Origin of the sequence: Erwinia sp. Eh17-17 (genome assembly GCF_039675725.1) — a bacterium.
GTDB lineage: Bacteria > Pseudomonadota > Gammaproteobacteria > Enterobacterales > Enterobacteriaceae > Erwinia.
In genome coordinates this window covers 246,972-264,622 of the sequence record NZ_JBDFQT010000003.1, presented here as the reverse complement: position 1 = coordinate 264,622, position 17,651 = coordinate 246,972, and the positions used below count along the sequence as shown (strand labels likewise).

Here is a 17,651-nt window from a genome sequence, read left to right as displayed (position 1 = left end):
CTTCATGTCAAATCCATCGTTTATGCAAGAGGTGGCCCGTCGCCGCACTTTTGCCATCATTTCTCACCCGGATGCCGGTAAAACCACCATCACTGAAAAAGTGTTGCTGTTCGGACAGGCTATTCAGACCGCCGGTACGGTAAAAGGCCGTGGCTCCAATCAGCATGCTAAATCAGACTGGATGGAGATGGAAAAACAGCGTGGGATCTCTATTACCACCTCGGTAATGCAGTTCCCTTACCGCAACAGCCTGGTCAACCTGCTGGATACACCGGGGCACGAAGACTTCTCAGAAGATACTTACCGTACCCTGACGGCGGTAGACTGCTGTCTGATGGTGATCGACGCCGCCAAGGGCGTTGAGGATCGTACCCGCAAGCTGATGGAAGTCACCCGTCTGCGCGACACGCCGATCCTGACCTTTATGAATAAACTCGACCGTGACATCCGTGACCCGATGGAAGTGATGGACGAAGTGGAAAGCGAGCTGAAAATCGCCTGTGCGCCAATCACCTGGCCGATTGGCTGCGGCAAGCTGTTTAAGGGCGTTTACCACCTGTACAAAAACGAAATCTACCTCTACCAGACCGGTAAGGGCCATACCATCCAGGAAGTGCGCATTGTAAAGGGGCTGGATAACCCGGAACTGGATGCGGCGATTGGTGAAGATCTGGCCGCTCAGCTGCGTGACGAGCTGGAGCTGGTGCAGGGGGCCTCCCACGAATTTGACCGTGAAGCTTTCCTCAACGGCAAGTTAAGCCCGGTATTCTTTGGTACGGCGTTGGGTAACTTCGGCGTTGACCATATGCTCGACGGTCTGGTTGAGTGGGCACCGTCTCCGATGCCACGCGATACCGACCAGCGCACCGTGACCGCCACCGATGAGAAATTTACCGGCTTCGTGTTTAAGATTCAGGCGAACATGGACCCGAAACACCGTGACCGCGTGGCCTTTATGCGCGTCGTGTCCGGCAAGTATGAAAAGGGCATGAAGCTGCGCCAGGTGCGAACCGGCAAAGACGTGACCATTGCCGATGCACTGACCTTTATGGCCGGTGACCGTTCGCACGTGGAAGAGGCGTATCCGGGCGATATTATCGGCCTGCATAACCACGGCACCATCCAGATTGGTGACACCTTTACCCAGGGCGAGAACATGAAGTTCACGGGCATTCCAAACTTTGCCCCGGAACTGTTCCGCCGCATCCGCCTGCGCGATCCGCTGAAGCAGAAACAGCTGCTGAAAGGGCTGGTGCAGCTGTCGGAAGAGGGTGCCGTGCAGGTGTTCCGTCCGGTACACAACAACGACCTGATCGTTGGGGCTGTCGGTGTGCTGCAGTTCGATGTGGTGGTCGCGCGTCTGAAAAGTGAATACAACGTGGAAGCCATCTACGAGGCTATCAACGTCTCTACCGCCCGCTGGGTAGAGTGCAGTGACGCTAAAAAGTTTGATGAATTCCAGCGCAAGAATGAGGTTAACCTGGCGCTTGATGGCGGTGACAACCTCACCTACATTGCACCGACCATGGTGAACCTGAATATCACTCAGGAACGTTATCCTGACGTGGTGTTCCGTAAAACCCGCGAGCATTAAGTAATAGGGGCCGATCGAAAAAAATGATCGGCCCCTGCAATCTACAGACTCCTCCTAAAGAATCTCTTTTTTGCTGATTTATCCATCATATCTTCCACCATCCCCGGTGAAATCCTGATTACCGACTATATTCATTTCTACAGGACGAAAAATACGCGGCGCGATGGCTGCAACGTTCAATGGCAAAAGCCCGATCTTGCCGACAACTACAGTCACGCCGTTTGTGACTGAAAAGCTCACCGTTGTGAGTGGTAACAAGACAAAAGGAATGAATCGATGATGAAGACTAAGATGGCAAAAACGCTGATGGCGCTGATGGTTGGTTCTGCACTGGTGAGTGGTTCTGCTCTGGCGGAAGGCACCATGACCGGTAAAGCGGAGTCTGCGGCAGACAGCGCGGGTTCAAAAATCGATAGCTCTATGAAAAAAGTCGGTGGCTACATGGATGACAGCAGCGTAACGGCGAAAGTGAAAGCCGCGCTGGTGGACAATGATGCTATCAAGAGTACCGACATTTCCGTTGAGACGCACAGCGGTGTGGTGACGTTGAACGGTTTCGTGACTTCGCAGGATCAGGCTGAACTGGCCGTAGCCGCCACCAAGAAAGTGGAAGGCGTAAAATCCGTTAGCGATAAACTGCACGTAAAAGACAGCACAAAACAGACAATGAGCGGTTATGCCGGTGATACAGCAACGACCAGCGAAATTAAGGCTAAACTGTTAGCTGACGACATCGTACCGTCGCGTAATGTGAAAGTGGAAACCACCAACGGTGTGGTTCAGCTTTCCGGTACGGTGAAGACGCAGGCGCAGTCCGAACGCGCTGAAGGCATTGCCAAAGCTATTGAAGGTGTTAAAAGCGTCAAAAACGATCTGACCGTTAAATCGTAATGGCCCGGCGGCCCGCTAACACGGGCTGCCAGCGTTTTCACCTGCAAAGAAAAAACGTTCACCCCTGCATAGCAGGTGATGTGAATGATAAAAATGAGTTCGATTTCACTACTGGTAAGGAGAGGCTATGTTTCGTTGGGGTATTATTTTTCTGATTATTGCGCTGATTGCAGCTGCATTAGGTTTCGGAGGTCTGGCGGGTACAGCGGCATGGGCTGCTAAAATCGTCTTTGTCGTCGGTATCATTATTTTCCTTATCAGCCTGTTTACCGGACGTAAAAAACTTTAGCGCAAATCGCCGGGCCGTTAATTAAGCCATTAGCGACTCACGCATGTGACTGAGAACAGGTATCCTCTCTTCTTTACCTTGAGAGGATACCTGACTTGGGCATACGCATCCCGATCACCGTCGGCAACATTGCACCGCTGGCGTTACAACCCTTCCGTCCAGGCAAAATGGCTCTGGTCTGTGAAGGCGGTGGGCAGCGCGGTATCTTTACTGCCGGTGTGCTTGATGCTTTTCAGCATACTCACTTCAACCCCTTTCATCTGCTGCTTGGCACCTCTGCCGGGGCGCAAAACCTCTCTGCTTTTGTCTGTGCGCAGCCTGGCTACGCCCGTCGGGTCATCACCCGCTATACCACCAGTAAACAGTTTTTTGATCCGCTGCGGTTTGTACGCGGGGGGCATCTCATCGATCTTGACTGGCTGATGGATATTACCCGTCAGGAGTTTCCGCTGGCGATGGATGCCGGAGCGAAGCTGTTTTCCAGCGGGCGCGAGTTCTACATGTGCGCCTGCCGCAGCGATGACTATACCCCGGACTATTTTTCGCCTACCGCCGATACCTGGCATGACATTATTAAAGCCTCCAGCGCTATTCCGGGTTTTTACCGGCCGGGCGTCGATCTGTCCGGCGTCAGCTATCTTGATGGCGGCATCCGCGATGCGATTCCGGTGCGTGAAGCCGCGCGACGCGGCGCGGAAACCATTGTGGTGATCCGCACTGTGCCGTCGCAGATGACCTATACTCCTCTGTGGCTGAAGCGCGTGGAGCGCTGGCTGAGTGAAGGCGCTCTGCAACCGTTAATCAATATTTTGCAGGTACATGAAGAGAGCTATGGCGAGATCCAGCGTTTTATCGACCAGCCACCCGGTAAGCTGCGGATAATTGAAATCTATCCGCCACGCCCGCTCGCCAGCTCCGCGCTAGGCAGCCGCGTGGCGTCGCTCAATCAGGATTATCATCTGGGCAGACGCTGCGGCCACTATTTCCTCGCCACGCTGGGCCAGTGGCTGAGTGACGGAGCGGCCAGTGCTGGCGTTCAGCGCACGGTGGTGCCGCCCGCGCCGGTGGCGAATGAGTCCCACCGGCAGGGGATCGTTGGCGATCCCCTGCCGGGCAATGATGCCGATTATGATAAAGGATCGCTGGCATGACGCAGCACTTCGTTGATACTCACTGCCATTTTGACTTCCCCCCGTTTGTCGGGGATGAAGCCGCCAGCCTGGAACGCGCTGCGGCTGCCGGCGTGGAGAAGATCATTGCGGTTGGCGTTGCGGCTACGCGCTTCGACGGCGTGCTGGCGCTGGCCACACAGTATGATGCGGTCTATGCCGCGCTGGGTGTGCATCCGATGGCGATTGCTGAACATCAGCCACAGGATCTGGAACGGCTGGAGCAGCATCTGCAGCAGCGGCATCCGAAGCTGGTGGCGATCGGGGAAATTGGCCTCGATCTTTATATTGAAAACCCGCAGTTTGAGCGTCAGCAGGCGCTGCTGGACGCGCAGCTGCGGCTGGCGCGTGATTACGATCTGCCGGTGATCCTGCACTCGCGGCGCACTCACGATAAGCTGGCGCTGCACCTGCGCCGTAGCAATCTGCCGCGCCGCGGCGTGGTTCACGGTTTTGCCGGCAGTGAGCAGCAGGCGCTGGCCTTTATTCGTGCCGGATACGCGATTGGCGTGGGGGGCACCATCACCTGGGAGCGTGCCCGTAAAACCCGGCACGTCATGTCCCGTCTGCCGCTCTCTTCGCTGCTGCTGGAAACAGACTCTCCTGATATGCCGTTAAGCGGTTTTCAGGGGCAGCCTAATCGCCCGGAGCGGGTGCGCAATGTCTGGCAGGCTCTGTGTGAACTTCGTCCTGAATCCCCCCAGCAGATAGCTGACACCCTGCGCGAAAATAGCCGTACGCTGTTTGGTTTGTAACACCATGATGCTTTTCCCTGCCGCCACTGCGTTTAAAATGTTATTATTATAACATTGTCGTAAAGTCGCAGCCGACGGGGTATTTGCCGCAAAGAAGCCTGTTTAAGGTGATCTCTCTCACCTTAAATGTGATAATTATGAAACTACCGTCTTTTAATTGTGAGACTTACCACAAAAAAGAGCCTGTTTCGCTGTTATAATTCTAACATTGCAGGGCGCCAGCGGTTATCAGTGTGATAATCGTGTCCTCACCGATCATGATCTGGAGATTAACCATGTCCGATGTAAAAACTCAGGCGCTGCGTGCGCTGCAACTGATGGATCTCACCACGCTGAATGACGACGATACCGATGCTAAGGTGATCGCCCTGTGCCATCAGGCGAAATCCCCGGCCGGTCACACCGCCGCTATCTGTATCTATCCACGTTTCATCCCGATTGCGCGTAAGACGCTGCGCGAACAGGGCACCCCGGATATCCGTATTGCCACGGTGACCAACTTCCCACACGGCAATGACGACATTGATATTGCGCTGGCAGAAACCCGTGCGGCGATTGCTTACGGCGCAGATGAAGTGGATGTTGTATTCCCGTACCGTGCGCTGATTGCCGGCAATGAAACCGTCGGCTTTGAGCTGGTCAAAGCGTGTAAAGCGGCGTGTTCAGAGGCCGGGGTGCTGCTAAAAGTGATTATTGAAACCGGTGAGTTAAAAGAAGAAGCGCTGATCCGCAAGGCTTCTGAGATCGCCATTGATGCCGGTGCCGATTTTATTAAAACCTCGACCGGTAAAGTGCCTGTCAATGCGACCCCCGACGTGGCGGAAATCATGATGCGCGTTATCGCCGATAAAGGCGTTAAAGCGCAGGTTGGTTTTAAGCCTGCGGGTGGCGTGCGCACCGCAGACGATGCGGCGATCTATCTGAAACTGGCCGATGACATCCTGGGCAGCGACTGGGCAGATGCCCGTCATTTCCGTTTTGGTGCATCCAGCCTGCTTGCCAGCCTGCTGAATACTGCGGGCTTCAGCGGTGCCACCAGCGACAGCAAATACTAAAGGATGACGGGTCAGGCATGCCTGACCCGTTGAACCATTTCGCTATTCATACAGGGGGTTACCGTGTTCCTGCCACAAGAAATTATTCGAAAAAAACGTGATGGACAGGCGTTGAGTGAAGAAGAAATTCGCTTTTTTATCAACGGTGTGCGCGACAACACGGTCTCTGAAGGACAGATTGCCGCGCTGGCGATGACCATCTATTTCCACGATATGTCGCTGCCTGAACGCGTCGCCCTGACGATGGCAATGCGGGATTCCGGCTCGGTGCTGAACTGGCAGGCACTGAATCTGAATGGCCCGGTAGTGGATAAACACTCCACCGGCGGCGTGGGCGATGTTACCTCCCTGATGCTTGGCCCGATGGTCGCAGCCTGTGGCGGTTATGTACCGATGATTTCCGGCCGTGGCCTTGGCCATACGGGCGGTACGCTGGATAAACTTGAAGCGATCCCGGGGTTTGATATTTTCCCGCAGGACGATCGCTTCCGGCAGATTATCAAAGAGGTCGGCGTAGCGATCATCGGCCAGACCAGTTCGCTTGCTCCCGCAGATAAGCGCTTCTACGCTACGCGCGATATTACCGCGACGGTCGATTCGATTCCGCTGATTACCGCCTCTATCCTTGCCAAAAAACTGGCTGAAGGTCTTGATGCGCTGGTGATGGATGTAAAAGTGGGTTCTGGCGCATTTATGCCAACCTTCGAACAGTCTGAAGCGCTGGCGCAGGCGATTGTCGGCGTGGCTAACGGTGCCGGATGTAAAACCACCGCGCTGTTAACCGATATGAATCAGGTGCTGGCCTCCAGCGCGGGCAATGCGCTGGAAGTGCGTGAGGCCGTCCGGTTCCTCACCGGGGAGTACCGCAACCCGCGTCTGCTGGAAGTGACCATGGCGCTGTGCAGCGAAATGCTGCTGTCCGGTGGCCTGGCGCAGTCGGCTGAAGACGCGCATTCCCGCCTGCAGGCCGTGCTGGATAACGGCCGTGCCGCAGAAGTCTTTGCCCGCATGGTTGCCGCGCAGAAAGGCCCGACGGACTTTATCGAACGTATGGACAGCTATCTGCCAGCGCCGGTGCTGAGTAAAGCAGTTTACGCCGACCAGCCTGGCATCGTCAGCGCCATGGACACCCGTGCGCTGGGTATGGCCGTCGTATCGATGGGCGGAGGTCGCCGCCGTGCCAGCGACAGCATTGACTACAGCGTGGGCTTCAGCGAGATGGCGCAGTTAGGCGACGCGGTAGATAGTCAGCGCCCGCTGGCGATGATCCATGCCGCCACCGAAGCCCACTGGCAGGAAGCGGCCGCCGCTGTGAGAAAGGCGGTGGTGCTCAGCGACGTGAAACCCGAATCGACGCCAGTTATTTATCGCAGAATATCGTAATTAGGGGTATTCTGTTCTGATCGCATTTTTTTAACGCTCATCGCGAAAATCGCGCAGGAGATCAGGATGAAACGTGCATTTATCATGGTGCTTGATTCCTTTGGGATCGGGCACAGCAAAGACGCCGACAAGTTCGGCGATAAAGGCTCGGATACCCTCGGACACATTGCCGAGGCGTGCTTCAGGGGTGAAGCAGACAAAGGGCGTAAAGGCCCTCTCCATTTGCCGAATCTGACGGCGCTGGGGTTAGGTAAAGCGGCGGAAGCCTCCAGCGGTAAGTTCCCGCTGGGTCTGGACAAAGACGCGGAGATTATCGGGGCCTATGCCTATGCCAGCGAACTCTCTTCTGGTAAAGATACGCCATCCGGTCACTGGGAAATCGCCGGTGTTCCGGTGCTGTTTGACTGGGGCTATTTCAGCGATCTGGAAAACAGTTTCCCACAGGAGCTGCTCGATCTGCTGGTGGAAAAAGCCAACCTGCCGGGTTACCTCGGTAACTGCCACTCTTCCGGCACGGTGATCCTTGACCAGCTGGGTGAAGAGCATATGAAAACCGGTAAGCCGATTTTCTATACCTCTGCGGACTCGGTGTTCCAGATTGCCTGCCATGAGGAGACGTTCGGTCTTGATCGTCTCTATGAACTGTGTGAAATTGCGCGCGAAGCGCTGACGGAAGGCGGGTACAATATCGGCCGCGTGATTGCGCGTCCGTTTATTGGCGATAAGCCGGGCAGCTTTGAGCGTACCGGTAACCGTCACGACCTGGCGGTTGAGCCTCCGGCGCCGACCGTGCTGAAAAAGCTGGTGGACGAGCAGGGCGGGGAAGTGATTTCCGTCGGTAAAATTGCAGATATCTATGCGCACGTTGGCATCACGAAAAAGGTGAAGGCAACGGGCCTCGATGCGCTGTTTGATGCCACGGTAGCGGAAATGAAAACCGCGCCGGATAACAGCATCGTGTTCACCAACTTTGTTGATTTCGACTCAACCTGGGGACACCGCCGTGATATTCCGGGTTACGCCGGTGGGCTGGAGCTGTTTGACCGCCGCCTGCCAGAGCTGATGGCGCAGGTGAAAGAGGGCGATATCCTGATCCTTACCGCTGACCACGGCTGCGACCCAAGCTGGCCGGGCACGGAACACACCCGCGAGCATATTCCGGTACTGATTTACGGGCCGGGCGTGAAGCCGGGTGACTACGGCTATCGCGAGACGTTCGCCGACATCGGCCAGACCGTCGCTCACTATTTTGGTCTTTCACCGATGGAATACGGCAAGCCGATATTCTGAGGTTAAAGTGACACTCTTTATTTAGATTAAGGATTTAACATGGCTACGCCACATATTAACGCTGAGATGGGTGATTTCGCTGACGTCGTACTGATGCCGGGCGACCCGCTGCGTGCTAAGCACATCGCGGAAACCTTCCTGCAGGATGCGGTAGAAGTGAACAACGTGCGCGGTATGCTGGGCTACACCGGTACCTATAAAGGCCGTAAAATTTCGGTGATGGGTCACGGTATGGGGATCCCATCCTGTTCGATCTATGCGAAAGAGCTGATCACCGATTTCGGCGTGAAAAAAATCATCCGTGTGGGTTCCTGCGGTGCGGTTCGTGCCGATGTGAAACTGCGTGACGTGGTGATCGGCATGGGTGCCAGCACCGATTCCAAAGTGAACCGCATGCGTTTTAAAGACCATGACTTTGCCGCCATTGCTGACTTCGACATGGTGCGCAACGCGGTTGACGCAGCGAAAGCGCTGGGGGTTGATGCCCGCGTGGGTAACATCTTCTCTGCCGATCTGTTCTACACCCCGGACCCGCAGATGTTCGACGTGATGGAAAAATACGGCATCCTCGGCGTGGAGATGGAAGCTGCGGGTATCTACGGCGTGGCGGCAGAGTTTGGTGCGAAAGCACTGGCGATCTGCACCGTGTCTGACCATATCCGTTCCGGTGAGCAGACGACCGCAGCCGAGCGCCAGACCACCTTCAGCGAGATGATTGTCATCGCGCTGGAATCTGTGCTGCTGGGCGATAAAGAGTAATCAGGCATCTGACCGGCATGCCGGTCAGCTTATCCAGAGCCTGTGATTATCAGGATACGGCGTCAGCGGCGTCGTATCCTTTTTTATGTTAAAGGCGGCGCGGAGGCGGCTTTCCACGCCGCCTGTCGCCGTTATCAGAGAACGGTCTTATTTACAGGTATCGGTGATTTTTACCTGATTAATGCTGAATACGCTGTCATCAGCGGCAGAGAAAATCACCAGACCACGCACTTTACCCAGTGGTTTTAATTTCTCACTCATCAGGCGTGCGGCAACGCGGTCCACTGGAAACTCTTTACCGTCGCTTGAGTACCCTTTCAGACAGAAGTCCTTCAGGTCGACGGATTTGTCCGTGGTATTTTTCAGCGTGATATCAAAGGTTTTACCGAAATTACTCAGATCGCCAGCCGATCTCGATTTCATCTCTTTCTGCGTGGCGTAGACGGTAACCCCTGAAACATCGGCCGCCAGGACCGTGGCTGAAAAACCCAGGCTTGCCGCAACAATCGCGGCGAAAAGAGAGTTCCGTTTCATAATAAGCTCCTTAGTTCTATACATCCAGAAAGCGCATTTTTGCGCCTCGCGAATAAACAAAATGCAGGGGATAAGGGGCAACGTACAGATCATCCAGAGCTATTCCTGATGAATAGCTCTAATTGTTTTAAGGGCTTAGTCGGTTTTTTTTGCCGCGTCAGTCACGGGCACAGCGTGCAGGCTTTTTTCTTCGTCTTCTTCATCGTCCTCTTTGACCGGGTTGTTTGCGGTCAGCAGGAACGGCGACTGTTGCCAGCGGGTGCGGCGGGAGCGCAGCAGGGTACGCGAGAGAATAATACCAATCGCCAGCGCCAGCAGCATCATCAGGCGCAGGATGTTGGTGGTGTTATCCACCTGCTTGGCCTCTGTCACCAGCACGTGGGTGTCCAGCGTCACGCGCAGAAAACCGCGCGGACCCTCCTGGGTGGCCAGCGGTTGTACAATCTGATGATTGAAGAAGCTGCCGGCACGCTGGCCGTCGAGTGCCAGGCGATCGCGGACGTTAATATTCTCCCCGCTGTGGGCGACCAGACTGCCGGAGCTGTCATACAGGGAGGCGTCCAGGATACGGCTTTCATGGGTCATCTGGTTCAGTGAGTCGATAATTTTCTGATGATTATCATCGGGATTATCCATCAGCGGCGTCAGATTCCAGGCGACCTGACGCGTCAGCGTATGCGCCAGCTCTTCGACCTGTTCGGAACGCGCCATCTGGTGACCAAGACTGAACCACGACGCTCCCTGCATCAACATAACCAGCAGCGTCAGACAGATCAGAACGATGGCGGTCCGGTGCAGGCGAAATTTTAGTTTGGCTTTAGCCATCTTGACCCTTCAGACTTGGTGAACGAACCGGCTCCCGGCCCTGAGCTTTATGTTGCCAGAACACGCTGTAACAAGGTAGCCTCTTGCATTATTTTGCGCAGAATTGCGTGTTGAATGTTCCTACAGGAGCTGTAATGCCAAATAGCCTCACCTGGTGCGACCTGCCTGCCGAAGTCCCTCTCTGGCCGGGGTTGCCACTCTCTTTAAGCGGTGATGAAGTGATGCCGCTGGACTATCGCGCTGGCCGCACCGGCTGGTTACTGTATGGACGTCAACTCGATAAAGCCAGCCTGACTGAATTTCAGCGTCAGCTGGGGGCGGCGATGGTGATCGTCAGCGCCTGGGTCGTTGAGGATTACCAGGTGGTGCGTCTGGCGGGTTCCCTGACGCCGCGCGCCACAAAGCTGGCGCATGATGCCGGAATGGATGTGGCTCCGCTGGGGCGCATTCCGCATCTGAAAACCCCGGGCCTGCTGGTGATGGACATGGATTCCACCGCGATTGAGATCGAATGCATCGATGAAATTGCGAAACTGGCCGGCAGCGGTGAGCAGGTGGCGGAAGTCACCGAGCGGGCAATGCGCGGTGAACTGGACTTTGCCGCCAGTCTGCGCCAGCGCGTGGCCACGCTGAAAGGTGCCGACGCTGCGATCCTGAAAACAGTTCGCGATCAACTGCCGCTGATGCCGGGCCTGACTTCGCTGGTGGCCAGACTGCAGGCGCTGGGCTGGCAGGTGGCTATCGCTTCCGGCGGCTTCACCTACTTTGCGGAATATCTGCGCGATACGCTGCACCTTTCCGCGATTGCAGCCAATGTGCTGGAAATCCGCGACGGCAAGCTGACCGGCGAAGTGCTGGGCGATATCGTTGATGCACAGTACAAGGCGGATACGCTGCGCAAGCTGGCCGCGCGCTTTGAGATTGACCCGGCGCAGACGGTCGCCGTGGGTGACGGGGCGAACGACCTGCCGATGATCAAAGCCTCGGCGCTGGGTATCGCCTACCATGCCAAGCCGAAAGTGAACGAGCAGACCGAAATCATTATTCGTCATGCTGACCTGATGGGCGTGTTCTGTATTCTCAGCGGCAGCCTGATCCACGAAGAGCGTTAAGGGGACGATTTGGCTAAAGCGGTTAAGCGCGCCTTTGTTTGTAACGAGTGCGGCGCAGATTATCCTCGCTGGCAGGGCCAATGTAGCGCCTGTCACGCCTGGAACACCATTACGGAGGTTCGCCTGGCGGCCTCGCCCACGGTGGCGCGTAACGAGCGCCTGACGGGCTACGCCGGCAGCGCCGGGCCGAGCCGCGTGCAGAAACTGTCGGACATCAGTCTCGATGAGCTGCCGCGTTTCTCCACCGGCTTTAAAGAGTTTGACCGCGTGCTCGGCGGCGGCGTGGTGCCGGGCAGTGCGATCCTGATCGGGGGGAATCCCGGTGCGGGCAAAAGTACCCTGCTGCTGCAAACGCTGTGCAAGCTGTCGGAAGGAATGAAAACCCTCTACGTCACCGGGGAAGAGTCGCTGCAGCAGGTGGCTATGCGTGCTCATCGCCTGGGGTTACCGACGGAAAACCTCAATATGCTGTCTGAAACCAGCATCGAGCAGATCTGCCTGATCGCCGAGCAGGAGCAGCCGAAGCTGATGGTGATCGACTCCATTCAGGTGATGCACATGGCTGATATTCAGTCCTCACCCGGCAGCGTGGCGCAGGTGCGTGAAACCGCCGCTTATCTCACCCGCTTTGCCAAAACCAAAGGCGTGGCTATCGTCATGGTCGGTCATGTCACTAAAGACGGATCGCTGGCTGGCCCGAAGGTGCTGGAACACTGTATTGACTGTTCGGTGCTGCTGGACGGCGACGCCGATTCCCGCTTCCGCACGCTGCGCAGCCATAAAAACCGCTTTGGCGCGGTGAATGAGCTGGGCGTGTTTGCCATGACTGAACAGGGGCTGCGTGAAGTCAGCAATCCGTCGGCCATTTTCCTCAGCCGTGGCGATGAAGTCACCTCCGGTAGCTCGGTCATGGTGTTATGGGAAGGAACGCGCCCGCTGCTGGTAGAGATTCAGGCGCTGGTGGACCATTCCATGATGGGCAATCCCCGCCGCGTGGCCGTCGGGCTGGAGCAGAATCGTCTGGCGATCCTGCTGGCGGTGTTGCACCGCCACGGCGGCCTGCAGATGGCCGATCAGGACGTGTTCGTCAATGTCGTGGGCGGCGTGAAGGTGACGGAAACCAGCGCCGACCTCGCGCTGATGCTGTCGATGGTCTCCAGCCTGCGCGACCGCCCGTTACCCCACGATCTGGTGGTGTTTGGTGAAGTGGGGCTGGCGGGAGAGATTCGTCCGGTGCCAAGCGGCCAGGAGCGTATCTCGGAAGCTGCCAAGCATGGTTTCCGCCGCGCTATTGTGCCGATTGCCAATGTACCGAAGAAGCCGCCGGAAAATATGAAAGTGTACGGGGTGAAAAAGCTGGCTGACGCATTGTCTATACTTGACGAACTATAAATGGAGTTAGCCCATGTCATCGTTTGACTACCTGAAAAACGCTATTCGCCAGCAGGGCTGTACTCTGCAGCAGGTCTCTGATGCCAGCGGCATGACCAAGGGTTACCTCAGTCAGCTGCTGAATGCGAAAATCAAAAGCCCCAGCGCTCAGAAACTGGAGGCGCTGCATCGCTTTCTCGGGCTGGAGTTTCCCCGCCGTGAGAAAACCATCGGCGTGGTGTTTGGCAAGTTCTATCCGCTGCATACCGGCCATATTTATCTGATCCAGCGCGCCTGTAGCCAGGTGGACGAGCTGCATATCATCATGGGCTATGATGAGCCGCGCGACCGCGAGCTGTTTGAAGCCAGCGCCATGTCGCAGCAGCCGACGGTCAGCGACCGCTTACGCTGGCTGTTACAGACTTTCAAATATCAGAAAAACATTCGCATTCACTCGTTTAACGAAGAGGGAATGGAGCCGTACCCGCACGGCTGGGATGTCTGGAGCCACGGGGTCCAGTCGTTTATGGATGACCACGGCATCGTGCCTAACTGCATCTACACCAGCGAAGAGGCGGATGCCGAGCAGTTCAGCACCCACCTTGGCGTTGAAACCATCGTTATCGATCCTAAGCGTTCCTTTATGAGCATCAGCGGCGGGCAGATCCGTCAGGATCCGTTCCGCTACTGGGAATATATCCCGACCGAAGTGAAGCCGTTTTTTGTGCGCACCGTGGCGATCCTCGGCGGCGAGTCGAGCGGTAAGTCGACGCTGGTCAACAAGCTGGCCAACATCTTCAACACCACCAGTGCGTGGGAGTTTGGTCGCGATTACGTCTTCTCACACCTCGGCGGCGATGAGATGGCGTTGCAATATTCCGACTACGATAAGATCGCGCTGGGCCAGGCACAGTACATTGATTTCGCGGTGAAGTACGCCAATAAAGTCGCGTTTATCGACACGGATTTCGTCACCACTCAGGCGTTCTGTAAAAAGTACGAGGGGCGTGAGCACCCGTTTGTTCAGGCGCTGATTGACGAGTATCGCTTTGACCTGGTGATCCTGGTGGAGAACAATGTGCCGTGGGTCGCGGATGGCCTGCGCAGCCTGGGGAGCTCGGTGGATCGCAAAGAATTCCAGTCGCTGCTTATCGCCATGCTGGAGGAGAACAACATCAGCTATGTTCACGTTGAGCAGGATAATTACGATCAGCGTTTTCTGCGCTGCGTGGAACTGGTGCGCGAAATGTTAGGCGAGCTTGGGCAAACCGTCTCCTGAAATTAACGTGCTAATGCGAAATATCGCTAATGATGATTGAGGTGGCAGTGCGATACCTGCCACCTCGATGCTATTATCAGGGCTATATTAATTAATGGGCTTTAATTAATTTTATATCATTTGAACGTATTTTATTTACTTTGTGTTTTATGTTCTCTTTGCCCCTCCTCATCATTTATTATTATTTTATTTCGCCATTATTTATTCGTGTTTCTATTCTATTTTTTTTAAATGTCTTTTTTTACTGTGTGGGTCTACGTAGTGGTTAAATAATTCCTAACTCGTAATGGGTATTTATTCGTTAAATTTCGCGGTATTTATCATTATTTGTAACATGTTGGCTTGTTTTTTTCGATTTTATAATTATGCCATTCTGATGAATTGACTTTTTACCCTGTGGTCTTTATTTTGTTTTTGCTATGCCTTGTAAATATAGTCTTTATTTTCATTGCCTGGCAATCTTCTGGTCGGCGGGAAATTTGTCGCTGGAGGGTCTTGTTTTACAATTTAATAAGGTCAATTTGTTATGGAAAACATAAAAGTAGTCATCAAGCCATTGGCGATCGCTGTAGCGCTTGTCTGTGCTCACCAGGCATATGCTGTCGGTACAGGTACCATTGTCAGCGGTGCGGGGAGTATTTCTAAAAATCCCAATGAAGTTATTGTTAAACAGAATAGCGATAAAATGATCGTTAACTGGGATAACATGAATGTGGGTAAAAATGAAAAATTAACCTTCAATCAGCTGTCGCAAAATAGCGCGGTGCTTAATAAGATCAGCAGTCTTGACCCCACCCTGATTCAGGGGGTGTTAAACGCCACCGGGAAGGTGTTTATCGTTAACCCTAATGGGGTATTAATCAGTAATGGCGCTACGGTCAATGTCGGCAGCCTGATTGCATCATCTTTAGAGATTAAAAATGATGACTTCATGAAGGACAACCTGCATTTCTCCGGCACCAGCAACGGTAAGGTAGTGAACGAAGGGACCATTAATGCTACGGATTCGGTCGGCCTGATCGGCGCTGCTGAAGTGTCTAACTCCGGCACCATCCGCAGCGGTTCTGCGGCACGCAGCGGCAACGTTCACCTGGCCTCAGGAAGCGATATCACCTTATCGTTCCCTTCCATGGGTAAAATGAGCGTTAAGGTGAATAAGGGCAGCCTGAAGGCACTGGTGAATAACGGCGGTTTAATTGTTAATAAAAATGGTTCTGTCGCACTGACTGCATGGGCGACAGATAAGCTCACGCGCGGCGTCATCAATAACACCGGCGTGATTGAAGCCAGTGATATGGCCTATGGCGGCAACGGGGCCGTCTACCTGGGCAGCATGGGGAACGGTGATGTCAATCTGGGAGGGAAAGTCAGCACTGCCGGATTTAATCAGATTGCGGCTGAAGGACGCAGCATCAACGTTAACGACGGCGCTGAGCTTGCTGCTCAGGGTGGCGTTAGCCTGAAGAGTACGGCCCAGGATGGCTATGTTAAATTTGGTCGTGCCACCATTAATCAGGGTGAGACGTTAATTACGGCCGATAACGTGATGACCTCTGAGTCCGGCAAGCAGTCCCGCTTCGCTAAGGATGTGAGGATCAACACGCTGAGCGGAAATAACGAACTTAATCTTGCTGATAACCGCGTGACCGGGGCGGGTAAAATCACCGCTGGTAAAGGCGTGGTGAGCAGTGGTTTTGTGGAGGCCGTCGCTAACAGCGGAAATAAGCTGGGCGTGCATACACGTGCAGGGAATATCAACGTCAATAATGCCCGCCAGAACTATGGCAATGTTGAGCTGAGTAGCGATCGCGGTGATATCAATATTCACAGCAGCATGAAGGGCGATGCGCTAAACGCCACGGCTTTGCATGGCAGTATTAACCAGTCTGCGGGTGCCGGTATTAACATGGCAAAAAGCGTGAGTTTATCTGCAGAGCGGGGGCTTATTCAGAAGGCTGACATCGTGAGCAACGGTAATGCCAGTCTCTATACGACCGGGAAACTGGTACAGCAGCAGGGCACCCGCATCAGCGCGAAAAATCAACTCGCTATTTCCGCAGACACCTTTGATGTGAAGGGTGACCTCAGCGCACAGGATCTGTCGCTCAACGTGAAGCAGGCGGTTAACCAGGGCGATCGTTCCTCAATCAAGGCGCAAACCGCCCATCTTAACGGTGGGGATTTCAACCTCAGTGCGAAGAATAATAATATCGGCGCGATACTGGCCGATGCGAATGCGTTAAATCTGGTCAACAAGGCTGATACTGAAATTTTATCAGGGTCAGAACTGAAAAGAGGTCTGAAGGTCACCAGCGGCGGCAGCGTGAAAATGACCGATACCCGCGTGTATGGCGATCTCGATATCAACGCGCAGTCCGATTTTAACCTGTATGGCAAAAATAGCGTTTACGGTAATGCTGCTGTTACCGCTGATGCCATCAAAGGACATCAGAGCCTGTCCTCAGGGGGATGGTGGTCGCAGCCACAGACGACTGAGAGCGCGCTGTCCGTGCAGGGGAATGCCACGCTGACGGCCAACCGCGATATTAATCTCAACACCCTGAGTGCAAAAGATGGCCACATCACCAGCCGCACGGGCAACATCAGTATCAGCCAGCTGAGCGGTCACGATTTGACGCTCTCTGCTGCTGGTGATACCACGCTGGGTTATGCTTATTCCAGCGGCGATCTGAACATCTCCGCAGGCAAGGATATGACCTTCAGTGATTCTCTGGCCGCAGAGAAAAATGTGACCATTAAAGCCAATAACATCCGCCAGACCGGGATGTCTTATCGGGATGCGATCACCTCTGGCGACAATACTGAACTCAGTGCAAAAAATGAGATTGCAGTCGGCTCTGTTGTTGCCGGTAAGAGTGATTCTCACTGGTCGCTGAATCATGATGCCGATCTCATCCTGAGTGCGAACAATGTGAACGTGAGCAAAATGACCGCCGGCCGCAACGTGATCGTTAACGATAAGGTGGTCAGTGGTCCGGGCAAACCGACCGATCCGGTCAATCCAACCGACCCGGTCAATCCAACCGATCCGGTTAACCCAACCGATCCGACAAAACCTGTCGATCAGGCGAAGTTTGATCTTTATGCAAGGGCGCTCGGCAAATATATGTGGGGTGTGATGGATTGGAGTGATTTCAGAGCCTACGCGAAATCCCTGGGTGTCGATGTGGATCGTGGATGGGACTACTATCAAAATCCCTTTGCCCCGGCAGGTAATAACGCGGGTCAAACGGCTTTTAATTATTAAGGGCATTTCCCTTTTCTGAATGTCTCCACTGGAGTCAGTGAAATTATGCTCAACCTCCTCAGCATCTGGCTGAGGAG

Annotated in this window: 15 protein-coding genes; 13 read left to right on the top strand and 2 right to left on the bottom strand. The window is 54.6% G+C overall.

What is annotated here, in order from left to right; all coding sequences use genetic code 11:
• Nucleotides 1–4: 4 nt before the first annotated feature.
• The 9 genes from prfC (at nt 5) to deoD (ending at nt 9,185) form a co-directional block, all read left to right on the top strand.
• A complete protein-coding gene (gene prfC, locus ABEH87_RS11095; RefSeq protein ID WP_346576439.1) occupies nt 5–1,594 on the top strand; it encodes a peptide chain release factor 3 in 1,590 nt (529 codons plus the stop codon).
• A gap of 276 nt (nt 1,595–1,870) precedes the next feature.
• Nucleotides 1,871–2,485, top strand: a complete 615-nt coding sequence (gene osmY / locus ABEH87_RS11090; RefSeq protein ID WP_346576438.1) for a molecular chaperone OsmY — start codon at nt 1,871–1,873, stop codon at nt 2,483–2,485.
• A 127-nt stretch (nt 2,486–2,612) separates the two neighbouring features.
• Complete coding sequence (locus tag ABEH87_RS11085; RefSeq protein ID WP_013200641.1) at nt 2,613–2,774, top strand: DUF1328 domain-containing protein; 162 nt, start codon at nt 2,613–2,615, stop codon at nt 2,772–2,774.
• Nucleotides 2,775–2,869: 95 nt separating this feature from the next.
• A complete protein-coding gene (locus ABEH87_RS11080) occupies nt 2,870–3,925 on the top strand; it encodes a patatin family protein (RefSeq protein ID WP_346576437.1) in 1,056 nt (351 codons plus the stop codon).
• Nucleotides 3,922–4,698, top strand: coding sequence for a TatD family hydrolase (locus tag ABEH87_RS11075; protein ID WP_346576436.1), 777 nt, complete (start codon nt 3,922–3,924; stop codon nt 4,696–4,698). The genes ABEH87_RS11080 and ABEH87_RS11075 overlap by 4 nt, the downstream gene beginning before the upstream one ends.
• A gap of 275 nt (nt 4,699–4,973) precedes the next feature.
• Complete coding sequence (gene deoC, locus ABEH87_RS11070; RefSeq protein ID WP_346576435.1) at nt 4,974–5,753, top strand: deoxyribose-phosphate aldolase; 780 nt, start codon at nt 4,974–4,976, stop codon at nt 5,751–5,753.
• Nucleotides 5,754–5,816: 63 nt separating this feature from the next.
• On the top strand, nt 5,817–7,136 hold the full coding sequence (deoA, locus tag ABEH87_RS11065; protein ID WP_346576434.1) for a thymidine phosphorylase: 1,320 nt from the start codon (nt 5,817–5,819) through the stop codon (nt 7,134–7,136).
• Nucleotides 7,137–7,202: 66 nt separating this feature from the next.
• The gene (gene deoB, locus ABEH87_RS11060; RefSeq protein ID WP_346576433.1) at nt 7,203–8,426 is read left to right on the top strand and encodes a phosphopentomutase; all 1,224 of its coding nucleotides are present in this window, start codon (nt 7,203–7,205) and stop codon (nt 8,424–8,426) included.
• Between the two features lie 39 nt (nt 8,427–8,465).
• Nucleotides 8,466–9,185 (top strand): purine-nucleoside phosphorylase, encoded by a 720-nt coding sequence (gene deoD, locus ABEH87_RS11055; protein ID WP_346576432.1) that lies wholly within the window; start codon nt 8,466–8,468, stop codon nt 9,183–9,185.
• Between the two features lie 147 nt (nt 9,186–9,332).
• On the opposite strand, the gene ABEH87_RS11050 is transcribed toward deoD, so the two are convergent.
• Both ABEH87_RS11050 and ABEH87_RS11045 read right to left on the bottom strand, forming a co-directional pair.
• Entirely contained in the window at nt 9,333–9,719 is a 387-nt protein-coding gene (locus ABEH87_RS11050) for a DUF4354 family protein (RefSeq protein WP_346576431.1), read from the bottom strand.
• Nucleotides 9,720–9,854: 135 nt separating this feature from the next.
• Nucleotides 9,855–10,544 carry a YtjB family periplasmic protein gene (locus ABEH87_RS11045; protein WP_346576430.1) on the bottom strand — a complete coding sequence of 230 codons (690 nt, stop codon included), beginning with the start codon at nt 10,542–10,544 and terminating at the stop codon, nt 9,855–9,857.
• A gap of 134 nt (nt 10,545–10,678) precedes the next feature.
• On the opposite strand from ABEH87_RS11045, the gene serB reads away from it, so the two are divergent.
• The 4 genes from serB (at nt 10,679) to ABEH87_RS11025 (ending at nt 17,574) form a co-directional block, all read left to right on the top strand.
• Nucleotides 10,679–11,656, top strand: a complete 978-nt coding sequence (gene serB / locus ABEH87_RS11040; RefSeq protein ID WP_346576429.1) for a phosphoserine phosphatase — start codon at nt 10,679–10,681, stop codon at nt 11,654–11,656.
• A gap of 9 nt (nt 11,657–11,665) precedes the next feature.
• Entirely contained in the window at nt 11,666–13,048 is a 1,383-nt protein-coding gene (gene radA / locus ABEH87_RS11035; protein WP_346576428.1) for a DNA repair protein RadA, read from the top strand.
• A 13-nt stretch (nt 13,049–13,061) separates the two neighbouring features.
• A complete protein-coding gene (gene nadR / locus ABEH87_RS11030) occupies nt 13,062–14,306 on the top strand; it encodes a multifunctional transcriptional regulator/nicotinamide-nucleotide adenylyltransferase/ribosylnicotinamide kinase NadR (protein WP_346576427.1) in 1,245 nt (414 codons plus the stop codon).
• Nucleotides 14,307–14,832: 526 nt separating this feature from the next.
• A complete protein-coding gene (locus tag ABEH87_RS11025; RefSeq protein WP_346576426.1) occupies nt 14,833–17,574 on the top strand; it encodes a filamentous hemagglutinin N-terminal domain-containing protein in 2,742 nt (913 codons plus the stop codon).
• The last annotated feature ends 77 nt before the right edge of the window (nt 17,575–17,651 follow it).